General features: G+C 56.6%; 14 protein-coding genes and 1 pseudogene. 11 read left to right on the forward strand and 4 right to left on the reverse strand.

Translation table 11 applies throughout. The annotated features are described in order from the left end of the window. Positions 1–145 precede the first annotated feature (145 nt). The 8 genes and pseudogenes from FPB55_RS06565 (at position 146) to FPB55_RS06600 (ending at position 10573) form a co-directional block, all read left to right on the forward strand. Complete coding sequence (locus FPB55_RS06565; protein WP_144187823.1) at positions 146–1957, forward strand: type I secretion system permease/ATPase; 1812 nt, start codon at positions 146–148, stop codon at positions 1955–1957. A 12-nt stretch (positions 1958–1969) separates the two neighbouring features. Then, positions 1970–3295: an HlyD family type I secretion periplasmic adaptor subunit gene (locus FPB55_RS06570; RefSeq protein WP_144187825.1), complete on the forward strand. Its 1326-nt coding sequence runs from the start codon at positions 1970–1972 to the stop codon at positions 3293–3295. Beyond that, entirely contained in the window at positions 3292–4707 is a 1416-nt protein-coding gene (locus FPB55_RS06575) for a TolC family outer membrane protein (protein WP_144187827.1), read from the forward strand. The genes FPB55_RS06570 and FPB55_RS06575 overlap by 4 nt, the downstream gene beginning before the upstream one ends. A gap of 229 nt (positions 4708–4936) precedes the next feature. Then, positions 4937–5905, forward strand: coding sequence for an SDR family oxidoreductase (locus FPB55_RS06580; protein ID WP_144187829.1), 969 nt, complete (start codon positions 4937–4939; stop codon positions 5903–5905). Further along, entirely contained in the window at positions 5902–6909 is a 1008-nt protein-coding gene (locus FPB55_RS06585) for a glycosyltransferase family 4 protein (RefSeq protein WP_144187831.1), read from the forward strand. Before FPB55_RS06580 ends, FPB55_RS06585 begins: the two co-directional genes overlap by 4 nt. 102 nt (positions 6910–7011) lie before the next feature. Next, a complete protein-coding gene (locus FPB55_RS06590; protein ID WP_144187833.1) occupies positions 7012–9018 on the forward strand; it encodes a nucleoside-diphosphate sugar epimerase/dehydratase in 2007 nt (668 codons plus the stop codon). A 210-nt stretch (positions 9019–9228) separates the two neighbouring features. Beyond that, positions 9229–9510, forward strand: coding sequence for a hypothetical protein (locus tag FPB55_RS26490; RefSeq protein WP_144187835.1), 282 nt, complete (start codon positions 9229–9231; stop codon positions 9508–9510). A 172-nt stretch (positions 9511–9682) separates the two neighbouring features. Continuing rightward, a pseudogene (locus tag FPB55_RS06600) lies at positions 9683–10573 on the forward strand (KpsF/GutQ family sugar-phosphate isomerase). 47 nt (positions 10574–10620) lie between these two features. Here FPB55_RS06600 and kdsA read toward each other — a convergent pair. Then, positions 10621–11463, reverse strand: coding sequence for a 3-deoxy-8-phosphooctulonate synthase (gene kdsA / locus FPB55_RS06605; RefSeq protein ID WP_009685954.1), 843 nt, complete (start codon positions 11461–11463; stop codon positions 10621–10623). 303 nt (positions 11464–11766) lie between these two features. Beyond that, positions 11767–12042, reverse strand: a complete 276-nt coding sequence (locus FPB55_RS06610) for a DUF3077 domain-containing protein (protein ID WP_144187837.1) — start codon at positions 12040–12042, stop codon at positions 11767–11769. A gap of 738 nt (positions 12043–12780) precedes the next feature. On the opposite strand from FPB55_RS06610, the gene FPB55_RS06615 reads away from it, so the two are divergent. Next, the gene (locus FPB55_RS06615) at positions 12781–13116 is read left to right on the forward strand and encodes a helix-hairpin-helix domain-containing protein (RefSeq protein ID WP_029885250.1); all 336 of its coding nucleotides are present in this window, start codon (positions 12781–12783) and stop codon (positions 13114–13116) included. Between the two features lie 189 nt (positions 13117–13305). Here the strand turns inward: FPB55_RS06615 and FPB55_RS06620 are convergent, their stop codons facing one another. Beyond that, the gene (locus tag FPB55_RS06620; protein WP_009685950.1) at positions 13306–13473 is read right to left on the reverse strand and encodes a DUF2897 family protein; all 168 of its coding nucleotides are present in this window, start codon (positions 13471–13473) and stop codon (positions 13306–13308) included. 182 nt (positions 13474–13655) lie between these two features. Here FPB55_RS06620 and pyrF point away from each other — a divergent pair, with 182 nt between their 5' ends. Both pyrF and FPB55_RS06630 read left to right on the forward strand, forming a co-directional pair. Next, positions 13656–14357: an orotidine-5'-phosphate decarboxylase gene (pyrF, locus tag FPB55_RS06625; RefSeq protein WP_009685949.1), complete on the forward strand. Its 702-nt coding sequence runs from the start codon at positions 13656–13658 to the stop codon at positions 14355–14357. 116 nt (positions 14358–14473) lie between these two features. Then, on the forward strand, positions 14474–15670 hold the full coding sequence (locus FPB55_RS06630) for an O-antigen ligase family protein (protein ID WP_054890038.1): 1197 nt from the start codon (positions 14474–14476) through the stop codon (positions 15668–15670). On the opposite strand, the gene FPB55_RS06635 is transcribed toward FPB55_RS06630, so the two are convergent. Continuing rightward, complete coding sequence (locus tag FPB55_RS06635; protein ID WP_029887676.1) at positions 15667–16557, reverse strand: glycosyltransferase; 891 nt, start codon at positions 16555–16557, stop codon at positions 15667–15669. The two genes, FPB55_RS06630 and FPB55_RS06635, sit on opposite strands and share 4 nt — an antisense overlap. Positions 16558–16717: the final 160 nt, after the last annotated feature.

A 16717-nucleotide genomic window follows, 5' to 3' on the forward strand; every position in this document is an offset into this window, starting at 1 on the left:
CTTTAATTGACGCGCATCATTGAATGTTTCATCTCGCCTGCAGTCACTTGTCGACAATGGGCAGTGTGGCCGGAAGGGGTGGCCTGTTCAGTACTGGTGGGTGGTACACTGCCAGCCGTTTTTTGCCATTCTCAGTATGGATGCCATGAGTTCTCTTTCTGACAACAATCTGCAAGCCGCTCTCAAGGCCTGCAAAAGCAGCTTCCTGGCGGTAGGTTTTTTCAGTTTCTTCGTTAACGCGTTGATGCTGGTACCGACCTTCTACATGATCCAGATTTCGGGCCGCGTGGTCCCATCCAGCAGTACATCCACGCTGTTGATGTTGACGTTGATCCTGACAGTGCTAGTCGTGACCATGGGTTCGCTCGAATGGGTGCGTTCGCGAATCATGGTCCGCATCAGCAATCGACTGGATGTCCTGCTTAGTCGCGACGTTTATCGAGCAAGCTTTAAACGTGCGCTTAACAGTGGTGGGTCGGATGCCACGGCCCAGTCGCTGAACGATTTAACGGCACTTCGCCAGTTTTTCACGGGCTCTGGTTTGTTCGCGTTTTTCGACGCACCTTGGTTCCCCATTTATACCGTCGTGATGTTCCTGTTTCACCCTTGGTTCGGCTTCATGACCTTGGCGTGCGGCCTCGTACTCGGCGTACTGGCGGTGGTTAACCATCGATTGACGGCCAATGTGTTAGCCAGCGCCAACAAAGAGAACGTTGCCTCCAACATGGTCACCACCAAAACGCTGCGCAACGCTGAAGTGATCGAGTCTATGGGCATGCTCGAAACGCTGATGAACAGGTGGGCCAAGCGTCAGCGTCGTATCATGATGCTGCAGTCGGAGGCCAGCGATAAGGGTGGAATTGTCACATCTATTTCGAAAACCTTCCGCACCTGGTCGCAGTCGATCATGCTGGCCATTGGTGCGTATCTGGTCATTACTCACGAAATCAACCCAGGCCTGCTGATGGCAGGTTCGTTGCTGCTCGGGCGGGCGTTGGCACCGATCGATCAGATGATCAGCAGTTGGAAAGGCTTCGTTGCCGCCAAGGTGCAGTACGACCGCTTGAGCAAAGTCATGGACGACCTGAGCAACGAGCCAGAGCGCATGCCGCTGCCGGCGCCTGAGGGGCAGATTCAAGTAGAAAACCTTGTGGTCGCACCGCCAGGGGCCAAGGCGCCCGTCATCCGCAACATCAGCTTTGTTGTGCCCGCCGGCTCCATCGTCGGTATCGTCGGCCCAAGCGCGGCAGGAAAGTCCACGCTGGTACGAGCGCTGATGGGTATCTGGCCGCCTCAACATGGTGTGGTGCGCCTGGACGGTGCTGACATCTCCAGCTGGGATAAGCAAGCGCTCGGTCAGTACGTTGGCTACTTGCCGCAAGACATCGAGTTGTTTGAAGGCTCTATCAGCGAAAATATTGCCCGGTTCGACAAGATCGACCCTGAAAAAGTAGTGCACGCCGCGCAAATGGCAGGCGTGCATGAGATGGTTCTGATGCTGCCCGACGGCTATGACACGATTATCGGCAGCGAGGGTATCAACCTTTCTGGCGGGCAGCGTCAGCGCATTGGCCTGGCACGTGCCATCTACGGCAACCCACGGCTGATCGTGCTCGACGAACCCAACTCCAACCTGGACGATGTGGGCGAGCGCGCCTTGGGCGTTGCCTTGCAAAAACTGAAGGAAACCGGAGCCACGGTCTTCATCGTGTCGCACCGGCCCAACATCCTTACCCGCCTGGACCGTATATTGGTAATGGCTGGCGGCACCATTTCGCTGTATGGCGAACGTGACCGTGTCATCGCAGAGCTGGCCGCACAACAAGCCAAAGGCCAGCAGCGTGTGGCTCAGGCTGCGCAGCCGCAACCCTCAGCTGCTGCGCCTGCGGCACCCCCCCCGGCTTCCCCTGCGCCCGCTGCCGCAGCGCCGGTCGTACCGACCAGCACTGGCGTGTAAAAGGAATTCCAGATGAGCAGTAAAGCAATCAGCACGTTCGACCACAATTTCGATGACATGCCCACGTCGGACCGGGGCATCCGCCGCCTTGGCCTTACCATCGTGTTCGTAACCTTTGGCATTTTCGGCACTTGGGCGGCGTTTGCGCCGTTGAGCAATGCTGTGCACGGGTCTGGTGTGGTGACCGTGCAAAATTATCGCAAGACCGTTCAGCACCTTGAGGGCGGCATCGTCAAAGAGCTGCACGCCCGTGATGGTGACCTTGTAAAGAAGGGTGACCCGCTGATCGTGCTGGATGAAAGCCAGTTGAGCGCCGAATATGAGTCCACCCGCAACCAGCTCATCGTGGCTCGTTATAAAGAAGCGCGGCTGCGCGCTGAGCGGGATGGTTTGGATACGATCCCGAATGTGCAGATGGATGGCACCGATTCTGCCCGCGCTACCGAAGCGCTGAGCGGCGAACAGCAGGTTTTCACTGCTCGCCACAATTCCTTGCAGGGTGAAATCTCGGTCAACCGCGAACGCATCGAGCAGATGAAGCAGCAGATCGTCGGCCTTAACGACATGATCCGCACCAAGCGCGGGCTGGAGAAGTCGTACAGCGGTGAAATCAAGCAACTGCGAGAGCTGCTGGCCGAGGGCTTCGTGGACAACCAGCGGTTACTGGAGCAAGAGCGCCGGCTGGACATGCTCAAGACCGAGGTCGCCGACCATGAGTCGACCATCAGTAAAACCAAGCTGCAAATTGGCGAAACCGAGCTGCAGATCGTGCAACTGAAGAAAAAGTTCGATTCAGATGTCGCTAATGAATTGTCGGATGTGCAGGCCAAGGTCTTTGATTTGCAAGAGAAAGAAGCGGCCTTGCGCGACCGCTTGTCCCGCGTTGTTATCCGCGCACCAGAAAGCGGCATGGTCCTGGACATGAAGGTGCACACCATTGGTGGGGTCGTCAGCGCGGGTACACCGTTACTGGATATTGTCCCTGAAGACTCCGAGCTGGTTGTCGAAGCCCGGGTGGAGCCGAAGGACATCGACCGTCTCAAATTAGGCAAGGTTGCTGATATCCGCTTCAGCGCATTCAGCGCTGCTACTACCCCTGTGATCGAAGGCAATCTGGTGCGGATCTCGGCCGACCGCCTGACCGACGAGCACTCTGGCGACCCATACTACTTGGTGCGGGTCAAAGTATCTGAGGACGGCATGAAGAAGCTGGGCAATCGTAAGCTGCAGCCAGGTATGCCCGCTGAGGTATTGATCAACGCAGGCGAGCGCACCATGCTTGAATATCTGCTGAAACCTGCGAGCAACATGTTCGCTCAGTCGCTGATTGAGGAATGATTGTGCTGCGCTTGCTACCAGGTGTAATTATTTGCATGACCGCATTGCAGGCAATGGCGGTCGAGAACGGTGCCGTAAACACTGAGCGATCAAAAGCTGTTACGGCGTCCACCTACGCGCTTGATCTTGCGGGGCTGTATCGAGAAGCCCGGCTGGAAGATCCGCGGGTGCTGTCGGCCTACGCCCGTGCTCGCTCGGCCGCCGAACAGCAGCGTGAAGCCCTTGGCAACCTGTTGCCTCAAGTGTCGGCTAATGCAAACAGCAGCCGGGTGCTGCGTAAGAACGAAACCACTCGCGACATTTACAACAACGAAACTTACTCTCTCAGCCTTACCCAGTACCTGTACAACAAGCCGGCTTGGGAGCGATATCAGAAGTCCAAGAGCGTCAATGCGCAGAAAGGCCAGCAGGCAGAAGATACTCTTGCCGAGGCCACTGTTGATCTGGCCAAACGTTATTTCGTGGCCTTGGCTGCCGACGATGAGCTTGCGCTGGTGCAGGCCGAGCGCCGCGCTACGCAAAAAAACCTCGACCGCGTAAGCATGATGTTCGAGCGGCAAATGGCCAAAATCACCGATAAGCTCGACATGCAGGCAAGGGTGGATGCGCTGGCCGCACAAGAGTTAGATGCTCGCAACCAGGTGCAGGTGAGCCGTGAAGCGTTGGCCGAGATTGTCGGTAGGCCTATTACCGAACCGCTAAGTCGCGTACGCAATGACGTGACTTTGCAGGCGCCAACCCGGCCGCTGCAAAGCTGGATCACCCAGGCGGTAGAAACCAACCCGATGCTGAAAGCCTCGCAGAGCAATGCCGAGGCAGCTAATGCTGCTGTGCGAGAAGGGAAAGGCGAGCATTACCCGCAGCTTGCCTTGAGCCTAAGCGCTCAGCAGAGTGACCAGGGTTACGACAACACGCAGGCACCGCGAAGCGATAGCTATGTTGCAACGCTGGGGTTGAAAATTCCGATTTACAGTGGCGGGGCTACTTCGGCAAGGGTGCGGGGGTTGTATGACGAGCAGTTGGCGGCCGAGGTTCAAGCACAGGGCATTCGCAGGCAAGTGGTGAAAGAAACCACCACTGCCTACCTGACCGCCCAATCTAGCGCCGAGAAAATTCGCGCCAATCGCAATGCCCTATCGTCGGCTCAAAAGTCCAGCGTGGCGGCCCAAAAGGCGTTTACTTTTGGTGTGGTGAATGCGGTGGATGTATTGACATCGGTGCAAAATGAGTTTAAGGCCCGCCGCGATTTGCTCAAGTCGCAGTATGACTTCATCACCAATTTATTCCTGCTTAACCGTTGGGCAGGGGAGTTGAATCAAGATAGTGTGGATCACGTCAATGTTTGGCTTAGCCCTGTTCCAGAAACGAGCTTACCAGGCGGCGATGTGGCGAGCATGGACGTGCGTCGTTGACGCTGTCGATAAAACTCAAAGCGTTTGTCTTAGGCTGTTTATTTGAAAAGTGTTAGCCATTTGCACGCAGAGGCCGATCGGGAACACCTGATCACTGCTGGCACTTGGCTTTTATCCTACAAGATTTGCGTCGAGCGTCCCGCGTGGTACAGGTATACTTCCTTGTTTCCCCTCAGCGGCAGCGACTCCGATGAGAGGTTGCTAGGAACAGGTTCGCGAGACAGCTTAGATGGATAGACGCACAGTTCTTGTCACTGGTGCCAGTGGCTTCGTAGGGAGCGCTTTATGCCGTACACTGGCCGATCGGGGCGAGAGGCTGAGAGCGGCATTGCGTGGGGCAGGCCAGCTAGTGCCGTCTGGTACGCAGGCTGTCATCGTCAGTGATTTGAACGGGTCCACTGACTGGGCAGATGCTTTGGCTGGTGTTGATGTACTGGTACACGCCGCTGGCCGGGTACATGTAATGAAAGAAGCTGCAACTGATAGCCTGGCTGCGTTTCGCCAAGTGAATGTTGAAGGTACTTTGAACCTTGCCCAGCAAGCTGCTGCTGCTGGTGTACGGCGCTTCATTTATATCAGTTCCATCAAAGTCAACGGTGAGGCGAGCGATTCAGGTCGGCCTTTGTTCGCGAACGATGCGCCGGCACCCCAGGATGCTTATGGTATCTCCAAGCATGAAGCTGAGCAGGGGTTGTTCAAAATGGCGTCTGGCTGTGATATGGAAGTCGTGGTAATACGCCCGGTACTGGTCTATGGGCCGGGGGTGAAAGCTAATTTCTACAGCATGTTGCGTTGGGTGCAGTCGGGGGTGCCACTACCCTTCGGCGCCGTCGATAACCGACGTAGCCTGGTAGCGTTGAGTAACCTCATTGATTTGATCATGGTCTGTCTCGACCATCCGCGTGCAGCAAACGAGGTATTCATTGCGAGTGATGGCGAGGATGTGTCATTACCACAGTTGTTACGGGGCTTGGGCGTTGCTCTCTCCCGGCCAGCGCGGCTGCTGCCGGTGCCAGTACCTTTGATAAAGCTTGCAGCGGGCATACTCGGACGGGCTGACTTAACGCAGCGCTTATTAGGTTCATTGCGAGTAGATATCACCAAGAATCGTGAACTGCTCGGCTGGGAGCCACCCTTCTCGCTGGAGCAAGGTCTTCAGGTGACCGCACGTTCATTTTTGGAAAACCGACAATCATGATTTGGTACTTCCTTTTGTTGGCTGGCCTTGCGTCGCTGCTGCTAACTGCGGTCTTGCGTCGCTATGCATTGGCACGCAGCCTGCTCGATGTACCTAATGCCCGCAGCTCTCACTCAATGCCGACTCCCCGTGGGGGCGGTTTATCCTTTGTCTTCACCTTCCTAGCCGCTCTGGCGGCGCTTGGCTGGTCTGATGTTATTCCCACCGGGCCGATACTAGGGTTGCTGGGTGGCGGTGCATTGGTGGCATTTGTCGGATTCATGGACGACCATGGGCACATTGCTGCCCGCTGGCGTTTGCTATGCCATTTCGTTTCAGCATTCTGGGGCCTTTACTGGCTTGGCGGCATGCCGCCGCTGGTAATCTTAGGGCAGACGTTGAGTTCAGGGTGGCTGCTGGGCGGCATTGGCGTTTTGTATCTGGTGTGGTTGCTCAATCTATACAATTTCATGGATGGGATCGATGGCCTTGCAAGCATAGAAGCTATTTCCGTGTGCGTGGGCGGCAGTGTGTTGTACGCGGCCAGTGGCCATGCAGAGGAAGTGATTTTGCCGCTTCTGCTGGCTGCGGCAGTAGGAGGATTTCTGTACTGGAACTTTCCTCCTGCTCGAATCTTCATGGGAGACGCCGGGAGCGGTTTCCTGGGGCTTATGCTAGGGCTTTTGGCGCTGCAGGCCGGCTGGATAAATCCGCTACTATTCTGGGGGTGGCTGATCCTTTCAGGCGTCTTCGTGGTGGATGCCACGTTCACGCTGGGGCGGCGCTTGCTACGCGGTGAAAAGGTGTACCAGGCGCATCGCAGTCATGCTTATCAGTACGCGGCTCGCCGTCATGGTCAGCATCGGCCGGTGAGCCTCGCCGTGGCGGCTATCAATGTGGTTTGGCTGCTACCCGTGGCGCTGGCTGTGTTGCTGTTGAATCTTGATGGCGCAATGGGAACCTTGATTGCCTATGTGCCTCTGATATTGCTGGCAATTACCTATCACGCAGGGGAAAAAGAATAGGATGCCCAGGCATGCAAGGCATCGTATTGTTGTGCTCAAAACGTGGTTGGGCGCCATGATCCGGTTGGCTAAACGAGCACCTGTTGCGCTGAGGAGGGCCGAATGAGCGACGCGAAGAACAGCAGGGTGCGCGAATTCCTGGTTAGCCTATCCAGGCGGAAAAAGCGTCTTGTCCAGGTATGCGCCGACGTCGTGCTGATCTGGTTGGCGTTGTGGTTGTCCTTTATCGTACGCCTAGGTATAGATGAAATGTACAACCCGGTGATCAAACATGCCTGGTTGTTCATGATTGCACCGGTCGTAGCCATTCCGCTGTTCATCCGTTTTGGGATGTATCGGGCAGTGATGCGTTACTTCGGCAATGACGCATTGGTGACCATCATCAAGGCAGTTACTCTGTCATCTCTAATTCTTGCAGTTGCTGTGTACTGGTACAGCAACCATCAGGTAATTGTCCCACGCTCAATCATCTTCAATTACTGGTGGTTGAGCATGGTCATAATAGGTGGTTTACGCCTAATCATGCGCCAGTATTTTCTGGGTGACTGGTTTACCGGTGCACATCAGATACCGTTCGCCAACCGCGATGATGGCTTGGTCAAGGTCGCTATCTATGGCGCAGGGACAGCTGGAAACCAGCTACTTGCAGCGTTGCGTATGGGGCGGACAATGCGCCCTGTGGCGTTTCTTGATGACGACAGTGATCTCGCCAACCGGGTTATTTCCGGCTTGCATGTGTACAAGCCCAAGCATCTGCAGCAGATGATCAAGGAAACCGGAGCGCAGGAAATCCTTCTTGCCCTGCCTTCAGTATCGCGAGCACGGCGTAAGGAAATACTCGCCTTGCTAGAACCATATCCCTTGCATGTGCGCAGCGTGCCTGCCTTCGCCGATTTGGCAAGTGGGCGGGTCAAAGTGGATGACATTCAAGACGTGGACATTGCCGATTTGCTTGGGCGTGATCCGGTCCCAGCCAAGGAAGGGTTGCTCGAGCGCTGTATTCACAGGCAAGCGGTACTCGTCACCGGGGCGGGTGGCTCCATAGGCTCTGAGCTTTGCCGTCAGATCATTGGGCTTGGGCCCACTACACTGCTGCTGTTCGACCACAGCGAGTATAATCTGTATGCCATTCTCAGTGAGCTGGAGCAGCGTGTTGCCCGTGAGTCGCTGTCGGTGCGCCTGCTGCCAATTCTGGGGTCGGTACGTAATCAGCAGCACCTGGCCGATGTCATGTCCACTTGGCGAGTAGCTACCGTCTATCATGCGGCAGCCTACAAGCATGTGCCCATGGTTGAGCACAACATGGCCGAAGGCATATTGAATAATGTATTCGGCACGCTGTGCACGGCTCAGGCTGCGTTGCAATCAGGTGTCGCCAACTTCGTACTTATCTCGACTGACAAAGCGGTGCGTCCCACGAACGTGATGGGCGGCACCAAGCGTCTTTCCGAGTTGATTCTACAAGCGCTAAGCTGCGAAGCAGCACCCGTCCTGTACGGTGACTGCAGCAAGATCGCTCGGGTAAACAATACCCGCTTCACCATGGTGCGCTTTGGCAATGTGCTGGGCTCCTCCGGCTCGGTTATCCCATTGTTCCACAGGCAGATCAAGGCAGGTGGCCCGATTACAGTTACCCACCCGAAGATTACTCGCTATTTTATGACCATCCCCGAAGCCGCTCAGTTGGTCGTTCAGGCAGGGGCGATGGGTCAAGGTGGAGACGTATTTGTTCTCGACATGGGGGAACCTGTGAAAATTGTAGAATTGGCAGAAAAAATGATTCATCTCTCGGGTCTTACTGTGCGCACTGCAAATAACCCTGGCGGCGATATCGCTATTGAGTTCACAGGTCTACGCCCCGGTGAGAAGCTGTTTGAAGAGCTGTTGATCGGTGATGACGTTTCCCCCACACTCCATCCAATGATCATGGTGGCGAATGAAGACTACGTGAGTTGGGAAATTTTACGCGAGCGGCTCGGCGTATTGCTTAATGCCGTGAGCGTGGACGACTTTGCTCGCGTTCGCCAAATGTTGCGAGAATTGGTAAGCGGCTACTCTCCGTCGGGAGAAATTGTTGACTGGATATATCAGCAGCGGCAGAAAAGCTGATTTTAGCTATTTTATGAAAAATCCATTGTGTGAAAGCCAACTATCTTTCTTCGGAAACCTCTGAGTGGCTCAGGGCGTGTTTCCTGCTATCATGAAATACCAAAACCGATAGCGAATGCTGATTTTTAGGGATGAGTTGGATGTACTCGAATGATCTTGCTTATCTCCAATAGGCGTACGCTCGAGCAGTAGGTTAGCTTGAGGGGCGGTATGAATAAAATTATACTGGTTTTCATCGTTGTATCCCTTGCGGGTTGTGCAGCTACTGCCACAACCGAAGTCTGGAGGGGAAAGCAAGGGCTACACATAAATTGTTCTGGGCTGTCTTCTTCTTGGGACAAATGCTATGCCAAGGCGGTTAGCGTTTGCAGTTCTCGTGGTTATAAGGTGATAGCCCGTTCGGGTGATTCTGAGGAGGAGGATGGGGATTATATATTCGGAATCAATCCGGCTGGGTATACCAGTCGTAGTATGATCGTTATCTGCAAGTAGTTTTTCAGTCTGCGAGTGGCTGCGGCCTGCGAACCTGATGCTGCTGCGGTTAAATATTGCTCGACCCAAGGTGAAACCTAAAAATTCAACAATTCTGTCTGGTTGTTGAAACGTAAACGAAATGAATCATCTAACTATCGCAAAAGAAGCCCTTCTTGCCCAGACCTAGGCGATCGCCAAGCTAGGGGGCGTCTGGACAGGCAGTTCCAGCGTGCGATCGACTTGGTTCTTGGCTGTGCAGGGCGAACAGTGGTATGCGGAATGGGCAAGTCCGGCCTCATTGGTAAAAAGATGGTTGGCCACGTTCGCCTCCACGGGCACGCCGAGTTCCCACCCGGCAGAGGCTTTTCATGGCGACCTGGGCATGCTTAAACCCGTAGGTGTGCTGATTCTGATCAGTTACAGCGGCGAGACCGAAGAGCTGATCGAGCTGATCCCCAGCTTGAAGTCATTTGGTAATAAGTTCATTGCAATGACCGGGAATGGCCATTCCACCCTGGCCAAACACTCCGATATCTGGCTTGATATTTCGATAGACTGGGAGGTGTGCCCAAACAATCTGGCACCTACCATTTCCACTTTGGCAGCCATGGCCATAGGGGATGCCTTGGCTGTGGCTTTGATTACCGCGAACCAGTCCCAGCCGATGGACTTTGCACGCTATCACCCGGGGGGGAAGTCTGCGTCGCAAATTGCTGACTCGCGTGTCTGACGTCATGCATTCACTCCCGCCCCAGTCGTGTCACCGGCGAGCAGTTTTCAAGGCTGCTTGATGATGATGACGCAAAGCCGGCTGGGCTTGGCCATTGAGGTCGATGGTAATCAGCTTGTCGGCATTGTGACGGATGGCGATCTGCGCCGTGCTTTGCTGAAGGGTAACCAGGTCATTCACTCCACCGTTATCGAAACCATGAAGTTGAACCCTTATACCATCGCGGCAGATTACCGCGTGTCGGTCGCTGAAGCCTACATGCTGGAAAACAAGATCCGTGCCTTGATGGTGGTGGACCCCGGCGGCGCGATTGTCGTTGTTGACACTTTCGACGGCAACCCTGGGTCTTGATACACGGCCGCTTCTGACGCAGAAGCGGCCCAGTTCATCATCGCAGCTTAAGCAATGGTCAACGGCGGGAACGACTTGACCAGGTCATCAAGCGCCTTGATTTGCGCGAGGAAGGGTTCCAGCTTGTCCAGTGGCAGGGCGCTGGGGCCGTCACACTTGGCTTGATCAGGGTTAGGGTGGGCTTCCAGGAACAGGCCGGCCAGGCCCACGCCCATTCCCGCACGCGCCAGCTCTACCACCTGCTCACGCCTGCCCCCGGAAGCCGCTCCGGATGGGTCACGGTTTTGCAGGGCATGGGTGACGTCAAAGATGATCGGCAGGTCTTCGCAGGTGCGTTTCATGACGCCGAAGCCAAGCATGTCCACGACCAGGTTGTCGTAGCCCATGCAAGTTCCCCTGTCACACAAGATCAGCTGGTCATTACCCGCTTCCTTGAACTTGTGCACGATGTTCTGCATTTGCGACGGGCTAAGGAATTGCGGCTTTTTGATATTCACTGGCTTGCCGGTTTTGGCGAGGGCGACCACCAGGTCTGTCTGGCGGGCGAGGAAAGCCGGCAGCTGCAGTACATCGACCACTTCCGCGACCGGGGCCGCCTGGTAGATTTCATGAACGTCGGTGATGATCGGTACGCCGAACTCGGCCTTCACCTTTTCGAAGATCCGCAGGCCTTCTTCCATGCCGGGGCCACGGTAGGAGTGGATCGATGAGCGGTTCGCTTTATCAAAGCTGGCTTTGAACACATACGGGATGCCCAGCTTCTGTGTGACGCGCACGTATTCGGCACAGGCGGTCAGCGCCAGGTCTTCAGACTCGAGAACATTGATGCCGCCGAACAGCACAAAAGGAGCCGAGTTGGAGCATTCGATGGTGGAGTTGATCTTGATCATTTTTTACTCGATAGGCCCAAAGGGCAGCCATTGGGACATGGCAAGTGAATTGTAGTCAGCATGCCCTTGCTAACTGCGGACGGGGGGATTCTACAATCTTTCAGCCGCTCTTTGAGCATGAGCGGATAGGGGAGCTTTTGGCCGGCTGGTATGCATTCAATTTCGGTCGGGGTATCGCCGCATTTGCCTGCTGTCCAACCGCCGGGTGCGGAAAACCGCACCTCCGGTGGTGTGGACGGGGGACGGGCTTGTCCCGTTACCTCGACCCGATCACTGGTTTTGGATTGCCTGGTGCCAGTGCTTTTAGTGGCGTTTGTTCTTGGCAATTTCGATGTCGTTCATCAGGGCCTTGGCCAGGGCCAGTAGGTAATCCGCTGCGCCCAGCATCTTGTGGTCATCTTCCATGTCGCCTTCGCGTACCAGGTGCTTGCAGTAGCCTAGCAGCACGGAGACATGCTCATACGCATCGTCTACCGGAACGCCGGGCTGCACGCGCAGCAGGTCCAGGGTGGGGTTGCCGGCTTCGAGGAAGGTTTCGCTGCCTGCGGTTAGGATGGGGGCTTGGTCGTGGTTTTTCATGGCTGTAGCTCCTGAAAAGTGGAACCGCCACGCGGATCTTTCTCACGGATCAGGGTGGCAGTCGTACACGGGGTGAGAAACCGAGGGAGCTACAAAGCCCGGCCAGACCGTAGTCTGCCCGCGTACGACTGCCATTACAGTCAAGCCAGATAACTCGCGTCGGGTTCTCACACCCGGTCACCAAATCGGCGACCCGGTGAAGTTATCCCTGGGGCATTTCCCCGGCTATTCAGCTGCTTCTGACCGGAGCGTAGGATAGTTCGCTTGTTGTCCAAAGCTGAAGAGGCGGGGAAGCGTTTCAGGAAAGTCTGACATAACTGATTTCGACAGATTGACTGGTCCCATCGGGATCCAAGGCCAGGACAAGGTCGATGTCTTGTAACGCGGCGTCCCATTCCACCTCCACCGACAACAGTGGCAAGGTCAGGCTTCCGGTTCTTGGGGCATTTTGCGGCGTGCCTTGTGGGAAAACAGCCGGCTAAGGGTGGGCAGGCGCTTGCGGAGATTTGGGCATTTGCCCACACGTTGGTCGGCAGGGCCATGCCTCAGTGAGGACGACGCCTAAGGGGGGGCTGTGAACTCGGTTTGAGGGTCGGCGAGGTTGATAGGCTTGTTGACGGATCTGGTAACCATTCGCTGCTGGGCGTGGGTGTTTTGCTTCCGGGTTAGTCGCTAGGGTTGTTGGCACAGCCGAAGGAAACCGGCTGCTGTAAAAGACCAACCCAAGGAGTGTTCACCATGCGTAACAACGTTCTGTCGTACCTGCTGCTGCCGCTGTTCGCCAGCCTGTCCTTTTCCCTCAGTGCCGCCCCGGCCAATACGGCAGCGGTTGCCGAACCGGTGCCGATAGTCAGCCAGCAGCAGGTGCAGCAGCCGCAACGGCTGGACCTGAACAAGGCCGATGCCCTCACACTGCAGAAGGAGCTGAATGGCATTGGCAAGGCCAAGGCCGAGGCTATTGTGGCCTACCGCGAAGCGAACGGGCCGTTTGCTTCGGTGGATGAGTTGCTGGAGATCAAGGGGATAGGCAATGCCCTGCTGGAGCGCAACCGGGATAAGGTGATGGTGGAGTAACTGCAGGAGGGGCAGGGGGCGTGCCAGTCAGTTAAGTAATTTGGGGCCGCTTTGCGACCCTTCGCGGGCACGCCCGCGAAGGGCTGCAAAGCAGCCCCAGTAACGCTTAACTAACAGGCACTACCCCCCAGCCCCGTTTAGAAGTGGCCGTAAAAACAATCCTCGCGCCCCGGGCAACGGCGGGGCATTTCAGCGATCCCGCGCATCCTTGGCATCTGCCTCGGCGTTGCGCTCATGCACCTTGCGCAGTTGCTCATCGGTAAGCGGCAGTTTCTTGGCCGTGTCGCGCAACATCATCAACCCGCCGACGATGGAGCCAAGGGCTATGATGAGGATCAGCCAGGCATACCAGGGCATTGTCGTTCTCCTTTGATCGGGCCATGGGCAACGCGTGTGTAAAGTTTGAGCAATTACCCGTTCCGTTGGTTCAATTATAGGTGCCGGCCCGTGCCGGGCCAATTCCGTGACCTGCGGGCCCCAAAGCCCGCGCCACTTCGTTTACAATGCGCGCCGTTTTCGACTTGCCAAGAGACCCTGCCATGTCCGCCTGCCAGACGCCCCTGATCGTCGCCCTGGATTTCCCGACCCGTGATGCCGCCCTGAAGCTGGCTGACCAGCTTGACCCTGCGCTGTGCCGGGTAAAGGTGGGCAAAGAGCTGTTCACCAGCAGCGCTTCGGGTATTGTCGAAACCCTGTGCGCCAAGGGCTTCGAAGTGTTCCTCGACCTCAAGTTCCACGATATCCCCAACACCACGGCCATGGCGGTAAAGGCAGCGGCCGAAATGGGAGTGTGGATGGTCAACGTGCATTGCTCCGGTGGCCTGCGCATGATGGCGGCCTGCCGCGAAGAGCTGGCCAAGCGCAGCGGCCCGCAGCCGTTGCTGATTGGCGTGACCGTGCTGACCAGCATGGAGCGTGAAGACCTGGCCGACATCGGCCTGGATGTAGACCCGCAAGAGCAGGTATTGCGACTGGCGGCATTGGCGCAGAAAGCGGGCATGGACGGGCTGGTTTGCTCGGCGCTGGAGGCCCCGGCCTTGAAGGCGGCGCACCCCGCGCTGCAGTTGGTGACCCCGGGTATTCGCCCGGCGGGTAGCGCGCAGGATGACCAGCGCCGCATCCTCACCCCGCGCCAAGCGCTGGATGCCGGCTCGGATTACCTGGTGATCGGCCGGCCCATCAGCCAAGCGGCAAACCCTGGCCAGGCGCTGTCAGCCGTTGTTGCCGAAATTCGCAACTGAGTGCCGAGCCATCGTTGGGCCAAAGCCTTGCGCGTTAGGCGCTCTGTTCACATGCCTGTGTTACGGTCACATCGAGTAAGCAGCCCGTGAGTTCCCCACTCTTGTCGAGAACGTCAATGTCAGCCGATGTATTAGTCGAATCCCCGGCCCAGCGCTGGGGAAGGAAGGTCAACAGCTATGTTCTCCCTTTGGGTTGGCTGGTCATGCTCACGGGCATGTTCTGGGTGGGGGAACGTTCTCTCTACCACAAGCTGTTCTATATCCTGCTGGCAGTGCCAACCTTGGTGGCGCTGCTATTGCAGCCGGCAATGCTGAAAAAGCTGGCCGGCAATCCTTTATTCATCGCATTCCTGGTGTTTTGTGCGTACACCATGCTGAGCATTGCATGGTCCGACTCGGCCAACTCCGCAGGGAGCTTGCTGAAAAGGCCGTTGTACATCGCCATGGTGCTGCTATCGGCAGGCATGATCAGCCTGCATGCCCCGGCCCATCTCCAGCAGTGCGTGCGCATCGCTGCAACTCTGGTAGGGATAGCGGCGGCCCTGTACCTCGGCTATTTCCTGCTTTACCAACGGCCAGCGGGTGCCAGCCGGCTGGAAGGTTACGGGGCCCTGTACAACCCTCTACTAACCGCTCATGTGCTGGGCGCTTTCACAGCCGTATGGCTGGCGTACTGGTTCCAGGCAAAACGCGTGCTCGACCCGATGTCGCTGGTGTGGCTGGCGATCCTGGGCGCCACGGTAGTAGCCACAGGTTCACGGACACCTTTGATGGGCCTGGGCGCGGCATTGGCGTGGCTGATTATTGTCGGCGACCGTAAACGCGGGCTGTTGGCGCTGGCTGCGGTGTTGATCGCGCTGCTGGGCATGGTGCTGGTCTACCCGGAGGCCATCACGCAGCGGGGCTTGTCCTATCGCCCGGCCATTTGGCTGGAGGCGCTGCGCCAGATTGGCGAGCATCCGTGGCTGGGGCATGGTTACGACACGCCCATGACCGTGATTATTCCGGGCCTCGCGCAAACGCTTGCCGACCCCCATAACATCGAGTTGGGCGTGCTGTATTCAGGCGGGGTGGTGGGCTTGGTGCTGTGGATGACGATCTACAGCCTGGCCATGTACTTCTGCTGGAATTATCGCAAGCACCCTGGTGTAACGCTGGCTGCCACCTGGCTGATCTTCGGCTTTGTCTCGGGCCTGACTGAAGGCAGTGCATTCATGTCACGCCCGAAAGAGCATTGGTTTCTGATCTGGATTCCGTTGGCGCTGGTCTACGGGCAGTCACTGATCCATTGGCAGCGCGGCCGCGTTACTTAAGACCAGAGCAACCGCCACAGCCCGCGCAGGGTCTTGCGGTTCCAGTACCTGAGCGGGATTTGCGCAAGCATTTCCCGGCTCAGCGCTTTGTCCCGGTTGGCGTACTTCAATAGCATGGAGTTGCGGAATTTCATGCAAACCTGCTCGTACTGCGGGTGGTCGCTGAACACTGCAAAGGTTCGCAGTACGTTATCAACCATGAAGCGGCCGTTCTTGAAGGTATTGGTAGGGTGGTCACGGTACTGCGCCAGTACTTCACCCAACACGTCGATGTAATAACCGGCCCGAGCAATCGACAACTCGATGTAAACGTCTTCCAGGCGGATATCCGGGTTGAAGCCACCTACCTTTTCCAGGGCCTCACGGCGCAGCATCAAAGTGGCTGCCATGGGCCCTGGCTTGCGGTCGAGGAACAAGTCGTCGAAGTCCAGGCGGCGGAAGGGCAGGTTGCGGTTGCGCTGCTCACGGGCACCCATCACCTTGCCGTCCTGGTCGATGGTTTCGATGTTGGCTGAGCAAATTCCCACCTCGGGCTTGCCCTGCATATACGCCACCTGGGTGGCGATACGGTGCGCAAGCATGATGTCGTCAGAGCCAAAAGGCACTATCAGGTCGCCCTTGGCTTGCGCGATCGCATCGTTGAGGGTGCGTGCCAGGCCCTGGTTGGCCTGCAGGCGTAGGTAGAAACCGTGCTGCTGCTGCAAACGCGTGAGCAATGCGGGGCTGTCGTCCTTGGAACCGTCATCGATCACCAGAAGCTCGATATTCCTGTAGGTCTGGTTGATGACGCTCATGATGCTGGCTTCGATGTAGCGCGCATGGTTGTAAGACGCGATGATCACTGTCACCAACGGATTGTCAGTAACGGCGTGATTCTCAGAACACATTTCAAACCCCTAGCGTTGATCCGTTTTGTCTGACGCTTAGGTGCAGACTGCCTGTTTGCCCAGGCCTGAAGTGATGGTAATCCAATGTCTTGCTCAGGCTTTACCCATTCTAAATGAAGGGGCAACGAAGGGATACGGCAGGTATCGGACAGGCAAGGTC

This window comes from Pseudomonas sp. BJP69, assembly GCF_007633355.1.
GTDB classification, from domain to species: Bacteria; Pseudomonadota; Gammaproteobacteria; order Pseudomonadales; family Pseudomonadaceae; genus Aquipseudomonas; species Aquipseudomonas juntendi.